Below are 14369 nucleotides of genomic sequence, written 5' to 3'. Positions count from 1 at the left end.
CGGTGCGAAACAGAATTGTGATTATACAAGAGTGATGCTTAAAGGGGGCTGAATAATTGGTAGAAAAATGAGGAGTTCTTAAACAAAGAAAAATTCACAAAAAGGGTAAAATTTTAAAGAAACGCCAAATGAAAAAGCGAGGAAATTTAAAAGTAATCAAACCCGGTGTAGCTTCTACATACAAAATTCTACTTTTAAAATTCCCTCATATTTTAAAATTTCTACGAAATTTCTAAAATTCTAATACGCCATCAGCTTCGCGCCGAACGCGCCGCGCACCAAACTCTCGCTTTTATTTGCTAGCTTATCCATCATCTTTTCATACGCCGAGGGCTCCTGCCAGATCGGATCTGCTACGCCGCTAGCCTTTACGAGCGCGCTTTTAGCATCCTCTAAAGAGCCCACCTCGTCGATGAGCCCGACGCCTTTGGCGCCGCTAGCTAAAAATACTCGCGCATTCGCCCACGTATCGCGCTTCCTAAGATCCAGCGAGCGCGCCTGCGCCACTTCGCGCGTAAATAGCTCATAGCTCTCATCCACCAGAGCTTGGAGGCTTGCGCGCTCCGCGTCGCTCCATTTTCGCATCATCGTGCCCGCTTCTTTGAGCTCGCCCGCTTTGACGATCTGTTCGGCAAAGCCTAGCTTAGCGGCAGCTTCGCTCACGTCTAAGCCCTGCATGATAACGCCTATGGAGCCGATGAAGCTGCCCGGATTTGCATAAATTTTACTCGCCCACACGCCGCCTAGGTAGCTGCCGCTCGCCATCGTGCCCTTGGCGTAAGCAACGACCGGCTTGCGCGAGTTTAGGGATTTGATAGCCAGCGAAATTTCCACGCTAGGGCTTAGTGCGCCGCCGGGACTATCGATCAGCAGAAGCACTCCTTTGATCGCCTCGTCGTTTTTCAGGGTTTCGATCTTTTCTAAAATTTCGCTATCGTCCATTATCGCGCCGCTTAGCGAAAGCTGAGCGAGATTCGCGCCCTTTTGTTGCGTGCTTTCGCCGCTAGCGAAAATCAAAAACAAAATAAGCAGAAAAATCAAGGATTTAAAGTATTTATTGATAAACCCGAGCACGGCGCCGATCGGCGCAAAGATGTTCTTTAGAAATTGCATTTCATTCCTTCGATAAAAAGTGATTTTGCGTTTTTGCTCTGCAAAATGAGCTGGAGCGGCAGCTGATCCTCATCGCACTCAATGCCTTCAAAAACGGCGATGTCGGCGAGTTTGCCCTCTTTCAGCTCACCTAAGCTTAACCCAAGCGCGGCTGCCGCATTTCTCGTCGCGCCTAAAAGTAACGCCCGCGCTAGTTCTGCCAAGCCCAGCTCGTCGTGCATCATTAAATTTGCACGCAGCTCGTCTAAAAAGCTTAGACTAAAATTCGAGCTAAGCCCGTCGGTAGCGATGTTGTAATTAAGCCCGCTTGCGAGCAGCTTTTTAAAACTTAGCCGCTTCTTGCTAAGTAGGCGGTTGGAGCGCGCGCAGTGCGTGATCGAGTGAAGCTTCGGATCAAAGATGCTAAAATCATCCACCCAAACGCAATGCGTAAAAAGCGTGCGAAGCCCGTTAAAATGCGCTACAAAGCTCTGCGGCGAGTAAAAAGGCGCAGGCGTTGGGTTAAATTTAGCAAGCCGGGCTTTAAATTTACCGCGACCCGTGCGCAGCCACTGCCGCTCATACGCGCTCTCCATAAAATGCGTGCTTATAGCAAGTCTGTTTTCGCGGGCAAGCTTCGTCGCAAACTCCGTAATCTGCGGATGCGTCGAATACGGCGAGTGCACCGACACGGCGGGGATAAAAAGTGAGCTTGCAAGCGCCTTTGTGCGCTCAAAGCGCTGCTTAAATTTCAAAATATTCTCCGCCGCAACCTCCTTGCTCGCGCCTAAAATTTCATTAAAAAATACGGTTCTAATGCCGCTTTGCGCGCAAGCTTCAGCCTCGCCGCCGAAGTTTGAAATTTCGCCGATCGTGCCCACGCCGCTTCGCATCATCGCGGCGATCTGCTCCAAGATCAGCCGTCCGCGCGCCGCGGCGTCCAGCTGCTGCCTGGAGGCGATGACGCTACCTAGCCAGTCCAAAAAATCGCCGTAGCGCAGCGTGCCTTTGTTTGCGCTAAATTCCAAATGCACGTGTGGATTTATAAACGCAGGCATCGCTATGTCGCCGCTAAAGTCTAAAATTTCGGCTTGCGGGTATTTGCGCGCCGCGCTTGCAAAGGAGCAGACCTCGATTATCTTTTTATCAAAGACGATCGCGCCCTCTTTTAAAATTTTAAAATTCTCATCGCAGACAAGAACCCACTTCGCCCTTAAAATTCTCATCGTTTTCCTTATCTAAAACAGCGCGTGATTTTAGCATAAAATTCTATTTCGCGCTAAATTTAGAGATAAAATTTTATCGTTTAGCTTGAACGGGTAAATTTGGCGTCATAGTAAAAAATAAGCTCGCTTTGGTTATAATTTTCGCTTAAATTTCAAAATAAGGACACAAAAATGAAAATTATGGTGATTCAAGGACCGAATATCAATATGCTTGGTATGCGCGAGCCCGCTATTTACGGGGTTATGAAGATGGAGGATATCCATAAGCAGATGAAGGCGGTCGCCGATCAGAGCGGCAACGAGATCGAGTTTTTCCAGAGCAATTTTGAAGGCGAGATCGTCGATAAGATCCAAGAGTGCTTCGGCACCTGCGACGGCATCATCATCAATCCCGCCGCCTACACGCACACTTCGCTCGCTATCCGCGATGCGCTCGCCGCAGTCAGTCTGCCCGTGATCGAAGTGCATATCTCAAACATCGCTCGCAGAGAGGAGCTTAGACAAAAAAGTTTAATAGCACCCGTAACTGCAGGTCAGATTATCGGTTTCGGTCCCGTGGGATACCATCTGGCGATGATCGGAATGATTCAAATCTTTGAGCAGATCAAAGCTGCCAGAGCCGAACAGAAAGCCAAATAAGTTTGGGATTAAATTTGAAAAATTTTATCCTAAAGGACGAAAACGCCGTATTTCGCGAGTGCGGATACAGCTGCGACAACGCGATATTTTTAAGTCTTGGTGGGCGCAAATTTTTCCTCACCGATGCGCGTTATAGTATCGAGGCGCGCGAACTTTGCCAAGATACCGAGGTTATCGAGGTCGAGCGAAATTTGATAAAAGACACGCGGCTGTTTTTGCGAAAGGCCGGCATAAAGGAGCTTAGCTACAACCCGTACGATTTTAGTGCGGGCGAGTGGGAAGCTCTGAGCAAGGGGCTTGGGATAAGATTTAAGGCGCGGGCGAATTTTTCGCAAATTTCGCGCATAATAAAATCAGAGGATGAGATAAAAATTTTAAAGCAAGCGGCGCAGTTAGGTGCGGAAAGATTTGACGAATTTGCCGCGTTCGTGCGCGCCGAGGGCGAAGGCATGAGCGAAGAGGAGCTGTTTTTTAACGCCGAGCTTATCTTTAAAAAAAAGGGCGAGCTCGCGCTTAGCTTTTCGCCTATCGTCGCGATCAACGAAAATGCCGCAAAGGCGCACGCATTGCCCGGTAAAAAGCGCTTGCGATATGGCGATTTACTCCTGCTTGACGCGGGGGTTAAATTTAATCGTTACTGCTCGGATAGGACGCGCACGGCGTACTTTGACGAAAATTTTAACTTCGGCAAGGAGCAAAATTTTAAAAACGCCAAACGGCAAGAAATTTACGAGATCGTAAAAGAGGCGCAAGCTCTGGCGATCGCGGCGGTTATGCCCGGCAAAAAGGCGCGCGAGATCGACGCGGCGGCTAGGGATTTTATCGCGAGACAGGGCTTTGGCGAAGCGTTTTTCCACAGCACGGGGCACGGCGTCGGAGTCGATATCCACGAGCTTCCGTTCATCTCAAAGCGCGGAGATACCGTGCTAAAAGAGGGTATGGTCTTTAGCGTGGAGCCTGGGATTTACTTGCCCGGCGAGTTTGGCGTGCGTATCGAGGACGTCGTGGTCGTGCGCGAAAACGGGGCTGAAATTTTAAGCGAGTAGACCCGATGAATGTGCGACTTAAGAAAAACGGATTTTACGAGTGCGCGGACGCGCTATGCGTCGTAAAAAGCGCAGTTTTCCCGATGAGGCGCCGCGAGCGCGGAAATTTTAAAAATTTATACCTGCTCGGGCTCGGCGGGAATTTAGGGGATGTCAGGCGACACTTCGAGCGATTTTATCGCGTTTTGCAAAGCGATGCGCGCTTTTTCGTAGCGCAAAATTCCTTGATCTTAAAAAACAAGCCGTTCGGCTTTTTAGATCAGCCCGATTTTTTAAACGCCGTAATGCTCGTGCAAAGCTCTCTGTCGCCGCTTACATTGCTTAAAATTATGCAGCGCGCAGAGCTACGATTTGGACGCAAAAGAAGCTTCAAAAACGCGCCGCGCACGCTGGACGTGGATATTTTATACACAAGCGCAAAGGTGCGTGCCTGCGAACGGCTCGCGCTGCCGCATCCGGGTGTTTGCGAGCGCATAAGCGTGATTTTGCCACTTGGAGAGATGAAATTTAAAAGAGGACTGATATGCAAACTAAAATCGTAAATTTTTTAAGCGCCAAGGGCGGAGTCGGCAAGAGCGTGATTGCAGCAAATTTCGCCGAAATTCTAAGCGAGCAGGGCTACCGCACGGCGATCATAGAAGCGCCAAATTTAAACAATCAGGAGATCATCTTAAACGCTTTGCAAAGAAAGAGGATTTCGCTACCAAGCGCCATCGCAATAAAAATTTCGCAAAATTTAACGCTTGTCTCGCCCGCACTTGCTTCACAAAATCCCGCGTCTTCACAAAATTCTACAAATAGCACGAATTCTGCGGCGCAAAATTCCATCAAAAACGCAAGCTCTAGCGCAGACGATTGCGTCATGCAAAATTCTATGGGTAGCGCACAAAACCGGGAAGGCGACGAAAGTCTCAGCTCGCACAATTACGCGCAAAAACTCACGAACTCTGATGGCAAAAACAACTCAGAAAATTCCGCCGCTTCAAATTCAATAACAAACGCTGCAAAAAATTCTACGAATTGTGCAGCCAAAAAGCCGCAGAATTGCGAAGATGGATGGAATTTTACAGAATCAAAAAGCCTAGAGAATTTTAAAAGCGACGATTTCACCAAGCAAAATTCAATCCCTGACGAGAATTCTCAAAATTCCGCGAGTGAAGATGAAATGAAAAATTCCACCCGCTCATCAAATCCAGAAGAAGCAGGAAATTCCGCGAGTGCAAAAGCTCACGAAAGCCCCGCTCGCTTCGCAAGCGAGCTGAAAGAGGCGGGAATCTTCGATTTTATTTTGATCGATGTGGGGCTTGAGTATCTTGGAGATTTTTTGAGCATCGGCGACGAAAATATCGTGCTGTGCGCGAACGAACCCTGCTCGATCAGCAACACCTACGCGCTTTTAAAGACGCTTGGAGCGAGCAAAAAAGAGGTTTTGTTTTTGCTAAATTTCACCGCAAGCGAGGATGATGCCGTTATGATCTACGACAATCTAAAGTCGGTTGCACACCGCAATATAAGCGAACTGGGCTTTAAACTGCTAGGCTTTGTGCCGTTTTGCAAACAAGTAGCCATCTGCTCACAAAATCGCGCGCTTTTTAACTCGCACTATCCGTTTTCGCCAGCTACCATCGCGCTTAGACAGAGCGTCTCGCGATTTTTGAGCAAGCAGGGCTGCGAGCCGATCGATATGAGCGCTTACCGCGGCGTCGGCGGATTCTTACGAAAGCTTAGCAACCTAGTATGATTTACGACGAGATTTTAAATCACGTAAATTCTGCCATTTTAAACGGAATTTTAAAAATTTAATGGTATTCTTAAAACTAAAATTTTAAATAATATACATAAAAGATAGATTAATCATGCAGTTAAAAGAAATTTTAAAAGACATCAAAATCGCCCGCGACAATCTCAAAAACGTGGGCAAAAGCGCCACGATCTTCGGCTCGGCGCGCTTTAGCGAGGATAATCGTTACGTAAAAGACGCGCAAAAGCTCTGCGAGGGGCTTGCCGATTTAGGATACTCGATCATCACCGGAGGCGGTGGCGGCATTATGCAAGGCGCCAACCGAGGCGCATTTGCGAGAGCAAGAACGCACAGCGTGGGCTTTAACATCATGCTGCCGTTTGAACAAAAAAGCAACGGCTTTTTGACGCAGGGCGCGAAATTTTCGGCATTTGCGCCGCGCAAAGGCGCTCTCATCGAAAACAGCGAAATTTTCGTCATCTTTCCTGGCGGATTTGGGACGCTGGATGAATTTTTTGAAATTTTAGTGCTGGTGCAGACGGGCTTTAAACGCGCGCAGATCTATCTTTACGACGAGGAATTCTACGCGCCGCTAATGGAGTTTTTCCGCACTTCGCTGCTAAAATCTGGCGCGATAAACGAAAGCGATCTGCAAAATTTCAAACTCTGCGACAGCGTGGATGAAATTTTGGCAGATGTGCGACGTAAGGAGAACGAATGAAAATTTTAGTCGCGATGAGCGGCGGCGTGGATAGCTCAATGTGCGCGAAGCTACTGCAAGACGCGGGGCACGAGGTGCAGGGCTGCTATATGAAGCTGCACGCAAAGCCCGGCTATCACGAAGCAAACATCGCCAAAGTCTGCAAGGTGGGCGAGTTTTTGGGTATAAAAATCCACATTTTGGATCTGCAGGAGGATTTTAATCGCGACGTTTACGAGCCCTTCGTGCAGGCCTATATCGGCGGTCTTACGCCAAATCCGTGCGCGCTGTGTAACCGCCGCATAAAGCTCGGTAAGCTCTTGGAATTCGCGCGCGAGCGGGGCTTTGAGCGCCTAGCTACGGGGCATTACGTCCGTATCGAGGACGGGCTTTTAAAAGCCGCTATAGATCTTAGCAAAGATCAGAGCTATTTTTTAGCAAACATCGATCCTGCCGCGCTTAAGTTTATGCTCTTTCCGCTTGGAGGGATGTATAAAAAGGACGTCAAAGAGGCTGCGCGCGCCTATGCGGAGCTTTCGCAGATCGCTTCTGCGAGCGAAAGCAGCGAGATCTGCTTTGTGGACACCACCTACATCGACGTTTTGAACCGTCATACGGACACCAAAATGCCCGGCATCGTGCGCGATCGCGCAGGCAACGCCATCGGCACTCACGAGGGCTACATGCACTACACGATCGGCAAGCGCCGCGGTTTTACGGTGCACGGCGCGCATGAGCCGCACTTCGTGCTAAGCATCGACCCGCACAAAAACGAGATCGTCGTGGGCGGCAAGGATGAGCTGGCGACCTACGAGTTCGACACCGAAAATTTTAACGCCTTTTTAAGCAGGGATGAAATTTTAAATATGCATGGCCTCGGCGTTAAGATCCGCTACCGCAGCGCCAAACTTCCCGTTAAAATTTTGCCGCGCGAAGACGGCGGCGTGCATGCCGTGCTGTCCTCGCCCGCAGCGGGCATCGCTCCGGCGCAGCTCGCGGTTTTTTACGACGAGCGCGACCGAGTAGTAGCAAGTGGATTTATAAAATAGCGCTTTGTTTTTGCTTCACTTAAAGCCCGCGAATTTGCAAAACGGCGCTTTGATCGCGCTTGCTTTGTTAAATTTCATATCGAAAAAGAGATTTACGCTTTTAAATCCGCGCCTCTAAATTTCATTTCGCAAGCCTAGGCGCCAAATTTGTGCGTTCGGCTTTGCGATTTGAGACTTTTAAATTTATGCTCTGGCGCCGTGTGTCCCACACCGAGAATAAAATTTTACGGCGATGCCTTACTTAAGCACATCACGCCGCAAATATCGTGACTAATATAAAAGCTTCGTGTGCCGTCGCGATATGGCGAAACGAAATTTGCGCATTCGATCTAAAGGAATTTACGATGAAATTCTAAGTTCGTGCCAAAGCCCGCAATGCCGCTTAAATTTCATGAATTTACGCAAAATCAAATTTAAAATTTAGCAGCGCTTTCTGCGCTCGAATTGTGCTCAAATCGCCCTAAAATTCCACCCGCGTCTTTACCTCAAAAAGCAGCTCGCCGTCCACCGCCTCAAGCCCGCCGCTCTTTATCATCTCGCGAATTTTACTCGTGCCAAGGCTGCTTTTTTGAAGCAAAATTTCAACCAAGTTTAAATCTCTGATCTCATAAATGCACCGATCTATCAGCTGCGAAGAGCCCAGATCGTCGAAGTAGAAAAATCGCCCGCCGTTTGAATAGACCCAGCCGTATAGCCCGCCGTGCACGCCGCCTACTTTACGCCACTCGTGCGGCAGATCGAGCGCGAAAAGTCCGCTTTTGCGAGCGACCAGCCTGCGAGTGCTGCGGCCACCGCCCCAAACATCCGCGCGCTCCAAAAAATATATCCGCTCGCCGCTTTGAAATACGCTGCCGCTAAGCGCGTGGATCTCGCCCGCGAAGGGATTGTCTGCCGCGCGCTTTTGCTTTCCGTCGTTCTCGTCGAAATAGTAGATGCCGCCAGGGGAGGCAAAAAGCAGATGGTTTGAGTGCGCGAGCTGCCTATTTAGCGGAGTATAGGGCGCGGCGGCGAGGTCAAATTTTAAATCATTCGCAAAAACGTCGCCGCTTTTCGCATCCCACAAAAAATAGTCCAACCACTGCCTCAAAAGTTCGTAATGCCCGCCGTTATCGCGCGCGTCAAGGCGCAGGTTTTTAAAATACACGTTCGCGCCGTCCGCGGAATAAACTTCGCTCGCCCTGCCGTCGCTTCCCTCTATCTGGCGCAGGCTCGCGGCATCAGCGCCGGGCAAAACCTCTCCCTTATAAAACGCGCGCGAGCCCTGCGCAGCGTAATACATACCCGCGATTTGACGTAGATCCGCAGCGTCCATTCGCTTAAATTTATAGAGGTAGCTTTGCGGCTTGGGCGCATCCCAAAAGATATGCGCCAAGGTTTCATAAGTAAGCTTAAACGCTCCCAACGCGTCGTTCCGCACCGCTTCGCCGTCGCAAAAATAGCTAACTTGCCCATCGCTTACGTATCCGAACGCTACGGCTTTCGTGCGCGCGGGCTCTAGCTCGCTCATCGCGATATTTCCGCAATATACGGCGTTTTTATCCGCCGCGACGTTGGAGCGGTAGCCGGAGCCGAAATCCAAAACCCGAAAGCTCACCGCATCCGCGTCCGGTATCGCAAAATAGCCCGCGCCCACCACGAGAGCGTAAATTTCATCTCCTTTTTTGTAAAAATCGCTGTATTTGATCTGCTCATCGTCCCGCGGCGAATAGTCGTCGCTGGAATTTATAACCGCAAACAGAGCGAGCACGCTAAAAGCCGCAAATGCAAATATCGCGCCAAGCACGATCTTGCGCCAAAGCGGCATGCCCCGAGGCGCGTCTCGCGCCGGCTTACGATCTGCTTCTACCTTGCGCGCCCTAGCTTTGCGCTTCTTTTGCGCGCGCTCATCCTTTGGCTCTTGCGTAAAATCTTCATACATCTTTTGCCTCAAATTTAATCTCGCCGCAGATTGCGCGGCACTTGAAATTGTACAAAAGCGCGGCTAAATTTATGAAATTTAACGCTACGGACAAATTCTGATTCAACTCTTTGCGGCGCTAATTTATTTTACGAATACCACAAAATCTCTGGCAAATTTTAATTCAAAGCGCTTCGTAGCCGCACGGAATCGGCGCCGTAACGCTTGCAAACACAAAATCCTCATCGCCCGTATTTTTCATACCGTGGCACTCCCCGCTTTTGGAAATGATTAGATCACCCGCACAGATCGGCACCTCCTCACCCTTGCTCGGATAAAACACGCCGCGTCCGCTTAAGCAGATCCACACATCATCGCCACCGGGGTGAATATGCGGCGCTACGACCTGGCCGCGTTTGACGATCCAAACCGCGCTGCAAGTGGTTTCCGTAGTAAAAAATGTCGTTTTTACGGCTCGCTCGTCGCTACAAATAGCATCTTTTATATGAAAAATTCTTTGCATTTTCTCTCCTTGAAGTTCACCGCATCCGGTGCGGTTTCGGCGGAATTTTAGCATCCTTTTCGTGAAGCGAAAGTGAAATTTCAAGCGCCAAACTCGCAACGTAACCTTAAATAAAAACTCTAAATTCTCGTTTTGCTATACGATTTTTTGGAGGATTGAGATCGCATCTAAAAGTAAGAGGCGCATAAGCATGGTATTTGCGGATAGAATTTCGGCTTTAATTTAAGACGGAATTTTAAAAATTCCTCTAAATTTAAAACTGCTCTGCTAGATAAATTTATTAAATTTGATATGAGCTTTGCTTACGCGCTTTTGCTACCCAGATTAAAGCCAAATCGTAGCTTTTATCAAAGACCTCGCGTGACGCAGACTTTACGGCAAGCGCCAAGTCGGTTTATAAAGCTAAATCGGCTTATAAATATATGCTACCTCTGGCTTGTTTTAGCAGATACGCATTTTTGCGTCTCGAATTTTTGCACATTTTACGATAATATTTTATGGTGCATTATACACTGATCGCGGAACAAGCGGTGCCCAAAGAGATAGTGCTAGAATTTTGCGCTATCTCTTAAATTTCAAAACTATTTTATCTTGCTTGGATCCAGCGCGATCTCGTCGTTTTTGATCACGCCAATCCCTTTATTTAGCACATTTTGCGCGATCTGTTTAGCTTCTGCAAGCGAGTGCATCGCGAAGGTGCCGCATTGAAATTTATTCAGCTCGGGGATCTCTGCTTGAGAGCCCACCCCTAAAATATCCTTCATGCTCGCGCTCCACGCCGCCGCGACGGCACTCTCGCAAGGCGCGCCGATCACGCTCATATAAAAGCCCGTGCGGCACCCCATCGGCGAGATGTCGATGATCTCGACGTCCGCGCTATTTAGGTGCTCGCGCATGAAGCCAGCGAAAAGATGCTCCAGCGTGTGGGTACCGCGCTCGCTCATGATCTCTAAATTCGGGCGGCAAAACCGCAGATCATAGACGCTGATCTTATCGCCGCTTTTGGTGCGCATACTCTTTGCGAGCCGCACGCCCGGGGCATTCATGCGGGTATGATCGACCTTAAAACTATCTAACAATGGCATATTTTCTCCTTAAATTTAGATCGCGGCGATTTTAACATAAAATTTCGCACTTTCAGGCGCACAGACGAAATTTTGGCTACAATTACGTTTATTTTAAGGAGAATTAATGCCCTACATAAACGTCAAAATTACCAAAGAGCATGGCGGTCTAAGTCGTGAACAAAAAGCAAGGCTCGTCAAGAATCTCACCGACGCCCTCGTAGCCGTGCTGGGTAGGGGCGAGAAAACCACGGTCGTTACGATAGACGAAATATCCACTGACGACTACGCGATCGGCGGGCAGCTAGTAAGCGAAATCAGAAAGCGGCAGAGCTAAGCTCGCGCGTCAAGCTAAATTTGAAAAGCCAAATTTTAGAATTTTAAAATTTTCATGCGAAATTCTACGCGGCAGGCTCCGCTTCTAAGGGAATAAAATTTGCGATAATCCCCGCTTGCAAGATGAAATTTTACGCTAAATTCCATGCTGTAAAATTCAAAAAACCAACCGAGCGGAAATTTTAAAGCGGGTCTAATAGTGAAATTCTTTGAAAAATAGACAAGATAGAATTTATGCAAGTTTTAAAAATTTTACCAGATAAAATTTAATCCTCGCAAAGTTTAAAATTTCGTAAAAATAAATAGACGATTTATTAGCGAACTAGCGTTCCCAAATTAGCTTTTTGCCGAAAGTTAGAGTATTATCGGTCATTTTCATCCAATCAATTCTGATCGTAAAAAAATCGGTCTCCATCGCGCGCGCAAACGGGAAGCGCTTAAGATATAGCGAGGTTTCGCGCTCATCCGCGCTACGGATATGGCCGCAAATCTGCACGCCTTTGATCCTACCTACAAATTTCGTATCCAGCGCGACTGTAGCCGCAACTCCGCGGTTGGCAAAGACTGCTTTGATATGCTCGGAGTCGCTCGCGCTTGCGATGATGAGCTCCTTATTTTGCGGATCGTAGGCGTAAAATGCACTGCAGCAATATGGCAGATTATTGCGCAAAACTCCGAGAGATAGGAGTTTCATCCTGCCTAAAAACTCGTCGAATTTATCCTGAGCGGCACACATTTTAAGCCTCCTTTTTGCTAAATTATACAATGATTTTCTTTTATTAGCTATAATCGCGAGCCAAAATTAGGAGAATTTTTATGGAAAATTATAAAAAAGTAAAAGAGATGTTTTTGATGCAGCAAGCCCTAAACGACGAAACAAATGGCGTGGGCTGGGAGGACGGCTATACAAAAAACGGCAAACTTATCAACTGGAAGCGCTGCATTTACATGGAATGCGCAGAGCTCATCGATAGCTTTGCGTGGAAGCATTGGAAAAATATCTCTGCAGCGCCGGACGTGAATAATATTGTCATCGAGATCGTTGATATTTGGCACTTCGTAATGAGCTATATTTTAGAGCAATATTACGGCGGCAAAGACATCGACCACATCGTAAGCGACGTCACGGCAGTAAGCGGATTTGCGGAGTTTAGCTCCTACGCCTACGATGTGCGCGAATACAGCATCTACGAAATCGTAAACGACATCGAGCTCATAATCCACGAAACAAGCGGATTTGAGCTGCAAATCGGCGAGCTGCTGACCGATTTTTTTCGCGTGGCGATTAAATGTGGCGTGAGCTTAGACATACTTTTTGCCAAATATATCGGCAAAAACGTGCTAAATAAATTCCGCCAAAATAACGGCTACAAAGAGGGCAACTACCGCAAAATCTGGGGAGACCTTGAGGATAACGAGGTGCTAATAGAGGTGCTATCAAAAGGCGCGGTAAGCGCAAACGAAATTTACGAGCAATTGCAAAAGATCTACGACGCGACGAAGTAAAGTCATGGATTTGCTTGCGAAATTTATCTTTAAGATTTTAAAATTCCATCTATAAAATTTCGGCAGGCAAATTTTAAAAAAGAGGTTTGATTTGAAATTCTGCAGTTTTGTACCTAAAATTTTACGCAATGTCAGCCTATTTATAAGTGGCAAAATTCCGCGCAGCAAGCAAATAAATATTCACAACAGGTAAAAACATAGCTAGATGCGGTCTCCCTTTACGCACTATAAATGAGCAGATTAAACGCGGGGATGGCGAGCGATCAAAGCATAAATTTCGTATTATAATGCAAGATGAGCCGGTTAAAAAAAGTGAATGAGCCAAGCGAGCGGATTAATGAGGCGCTTTCGTGCGGTAGCCAAATTGCTCAGCTCAAATTCCGTCGCAAAAGTCGCTAAAATAACGCAAATAGGAGCATACATGGGTAGAATTTTTAATTTGGCGAAGCAGGATTTTTTTACGCGCAAGTTTATTTTGCTCTCGCTATTGCCACTTGTGTGCTCGATCATAATCTTAGGCACGCTCGCATTTTTCGGCGGCAAAGAGCTTTTTGACGCGCTTTCGCAGGGCGCGCAAAGCGGCGATTTTAGCTTCTTGGACGAACAGCGCTTCCCGGTAATTGCAAAAATTCTAAGCTTTGCTGCTACGAAGTGGATTATCGGCGCGATTTTTTCGGTGTTTGCTAGCTTTGCGGTGCTGATGCTTAGCGTGTTTTGTGCGCTTATCATAGCAGGATTTCTGACGCCCGCAGTCACCAAAGAGATCAATGCGCGCCACTACCATCTAAGCCGCGCGGACGAAGCGAGCACGGCGCGAGTGCTAAAGCTGATGAGCATTGAAATTTTAAAATTTTTAGCGATTTTATTTATATGTTCGGTATTTTTGTTTGTGCCGGTAATAAATTTATTCATCATCAACGTGCCGTTTTTTTATATCTATTACAAGCTGGTTCTAATCGACGTCGCTTCAAACGCGTTAAGCGCGAAAAGCTTCGAGCGCTCTTATAAAATGGGTGGAGGATATAAATTTGCCCTAAGCGCTTTTATTTTTTACCTGCTGTGTTTGATCCCGCTGGTAGGATTATTTTTCCAGCTATTTTTCATCATCTTTTTGACGCACATAGTGCTGATAGACGAAAGTGTCCGCAATAAAAATCGCTAAAGATTAACTAAAATCAATGAAAAATTTTGAAATTTTCATAAAATAGTGCGAAATTTTTTAAGAAAGGATTTCTATGAAATCAGGCGATATTTACATTTGCAATATTTGTTCGCTAAAAAGTAGCGATGATGAAAATGCGGTCTTTATCAAGGCGCATAAAAACGGCGAGGCGGTGCATATCTGCACATCCTGCATGCCTAGCGTCATCCACGGCTCAGGCATGGTCGTAAAAAGCAACTCTGAGATCGAAGAAGAGCTTCAAGACGCTGCGAACTAGCTGCTAACACCACTGCTGCGGCGCGTTTTAATTTGTCTATTAATCTGCGCGCCGCGAAATTCTAAAATTCTAAAATTCTAAAATTCTAAAATTCTAAAATTCTAAAATTCT

16 protein-coding genes are annotated in these 14369 nt (G+C 47.3%); 10 read left to right on the top strand and 6 right to left on the bottom strand.

The window, feature by feature from the left end:
* Positions 1-240: 240 nt before the first annotated feature.
* Positions 241-1113 carry a signal peptide peptidase SppA gene (gene sppA / locus Q0380_RS07460; RefSeq protein ID WP_298962104.1) on the bottom strand — a complete coding sequence of 291 codons (873 nt, stop codon included), beginning with the start codon at positions 1111-1113 and terminating at the stop codon, positions 241-243.
* On the bottom strand, positions 1101-2318 hold the full coding sequence (locus Q0380_RS07455) for a metal-dependent hydrolase (RefSeq protein ID WP_298962101.1): 1218 nt from the start codon (positions 2316-2318) through the stop codon (positions 1101-1103). Before Q0380_RS07455 ends, sppA begins: the two co-directional genes overlap by 13 nt.
* Positions 2319-2489: 171 nt before the next feature.
* Between Q0380_RS07455 and aroQ the strand changes: the two genes are divergently transcribed.
* The 6 genes from aroQ (at position 2490) to mnmA (ending at position 7493) form a co-directional block, all read left to right on the top strand.
* A complete protein-coding gene (gene aroQ / locus Q0380_RS07450; RefSeq protein WP_005869936.1) occupies positions 2490-2957 on the top strand; it encodes a type II 3-dehydroquinate dehydratase in 468 nt (155 codons plus the stop codon).
* Between the two features lie 14 nt (positions 2958-2971).
* Positions 2972-4003: a M24 family metallopeptidase gene (locus Q0380_RS07445; protein WP_298962098.1), complete on the top strand. Its 1032-nt coding sequence runs from the start codon at positions 2972-2974 to the stop codon at positions 4001-4003.
* Between the two features lie 5 nt (positions 4004-4008).
* Positions 4009-4545 carry a 2-amino-4-hydroxy-6-hydroxymethyldihydropteridine diphosphokinase gene (gene folK, locus Q0380_RS07440; RefSeq protein WP_298962095.1) on the top strand — a complete coding sequence of 179 codons (537 nt, stop codon included), beginning with the start codon at positions 4009-4011 and terminating at the stop codon, positions 4543-4545.
* Entirely contained in the window at positions 4527-5744 is a 1218-nt protein-coding gene (locus Q0380_RS07435) for a P-loop NTPase (RefSeq protein ID WP_298962092.1), read from the top strand. The genes folK and Q0380_RS07435 overlap by 19 nt, the downstream gene beginning before the upstream one ends.
* A gap of 115 nt (positions 5745-5859) precedes the next feature.
* Positions 5860-6465 carry a TIGR00730 family Rossman fold protein gene (locus Q0380_RS07430; RefSeq protein ID WP_297903198.1) on the top strand — a complete coding sequence of 202 codons (606 nt, stop codon included), beginning with the start codon at positions 5860-5862 and terminating at the stop codon, positions 6463-6465.
* Entirely contained in the window at positions 6462-7493 is a 1032-nt protein-coding gene (gene mnmA / locus Q0380_RS07425) for a tRNA 2-thiouridine(34) synthase MnmA (protein ID WP_298962088.1), read from the top strand. The genes Q0380_RS07430 and mnmA overlap by 4 nt, the downstream gene beginning before the upstream one ends.
* A gap of 460 nt (positions 7494-7953) precedes the next feature.
* Here mnmA and Q0380_RS07420 read toward each other — a convergent pair whose 3' ends face one another.
* The 3 genes from Q0380_RS07420 to luxS all read right to left on the bottom strand — a co-directional run bounded on the left by Q0380_RS07420 (position 7954) and on the right by luxS (position 10998).
* Positions 7954-9411: a DKNYY domain-containing protein gene (locus tag Q0380_RS07420; protein WP_298962085.1), complete on the bottom strand. Its 1458-nt coding sequence runs from the start codon at positions 9409-9411 to the stop codon at positions 7954-7956.
* Positions 9412-9574: 163 nt separating this feature from the next.
* Positions 9575-9913: a cupin domain-containing protein gene (locus tag Q0380_RS07415; protein ID WP_298962082.1), complete on the bottom strand. Its 339-nt coding sequence runs from the start codon at positions 9911-9913 to the stop codon at positions 9575-9577.
* A 581-nt stretch (positions 9914-10494) separates the two neighbouring features.
* Positions 10495-10998: an S-ribosylhomocysteine lyase gene (gene luxS / locus Q0380_RS07410; protein WP_298962079.1), complete on the bottom strand. Its 504-nt coding sequence runs from the start codon at positions 10996-10998 to the stop codon at positions 10495-10497.
* A 106-nt stretch (positions 10999-11104) separates the two neighbouring features.
* Between luxS and Q0380_RS07405 the strand changes: the two genes are divergently transcribed.
* Positions 11105-11314, top strand: a complete 210-nt coding sequence (locus tag Q0380_RS07405) for a 4-oxalocrotonate tautomerase family protein (protein ID WP_298962076.1) — start codon at positions 11105-11107, stop codon at positions 11312-11314.
* A gap of 321 nt (positions 11315-11635) precedes the next feature.
* Here Q0380_RS07405 and Q0380_RS07400 read toward each other — a convergent pair whose 3' ends face one another.
* The gene (locus Q0380_RS07400; protein ID WP_177386822.1) at positions 11636-12049 is read right to left on the bottom strand and encodes a hypothetical protein; all 414 of its coding nucleotides are present in this window, start codon (positions 12047-12049) and stop codon (positions 11636-11638) included.
* Between the two features lie 80 nt (positions 12050-12129).
* Here Q0380_RS07400 and Q0380_RS07395 point away from each other — a divergent pair, with 80 nt between their 5' ends.
* The 3 genes from Q0380_RS07395 (at position 12130) to Q0380_RS07385 (ending at position 14258) form a co-directional block, all read left to right on the top strand.
* Positions 12130-12819: a dUTP diphosphatase gene (locus Q0380_RS07395; RefSeq protein ID WP_295153097.1), complete on the top strand. Its 690-nt coding sequence runs from the start codon at positions 12130-12132 to the stop codon at positions 12817-12819.
* 421 nt (positions 12820-13240) lie between these two features.
* A complete protein-coding gene (locus Q0380_RS07390; protein ID WP_298962072.1) occupies positions 13241-13981 on the top strand; it encodes an EI24 domain-containing protein in 741 nt (246 codons plus the stop codon).
* Positions 13982-14054: 73 nt separating this feature from the next.
* Positions 14055-14258, top strand: a complete 204-nt coding sequence (locus tag Q0380_RS07385; protein ID WP_298962069.1) for a hypothetical protein — start codon at positions 14055-14057, stop codon at positions 14256-14258.
* The last annotated feature ends 111 nt before the right edge of the window (positions 14259-14369 follow it).

The sequence above is a fragment of the uncultured Campylobacter sp. genome (assembly GCF_937959485.1).
Classification (GTDB): Bacteria; Campylobacterota; Campylobacteria; order Campylobacterales; family Campylobacteraceae; genus Campylobacter_B.
The sequence above is the reverse complement of the archived record's forward strand: the minus strand, read 5'-3'. Positions and strand labels throughout refer to the sequence as shown.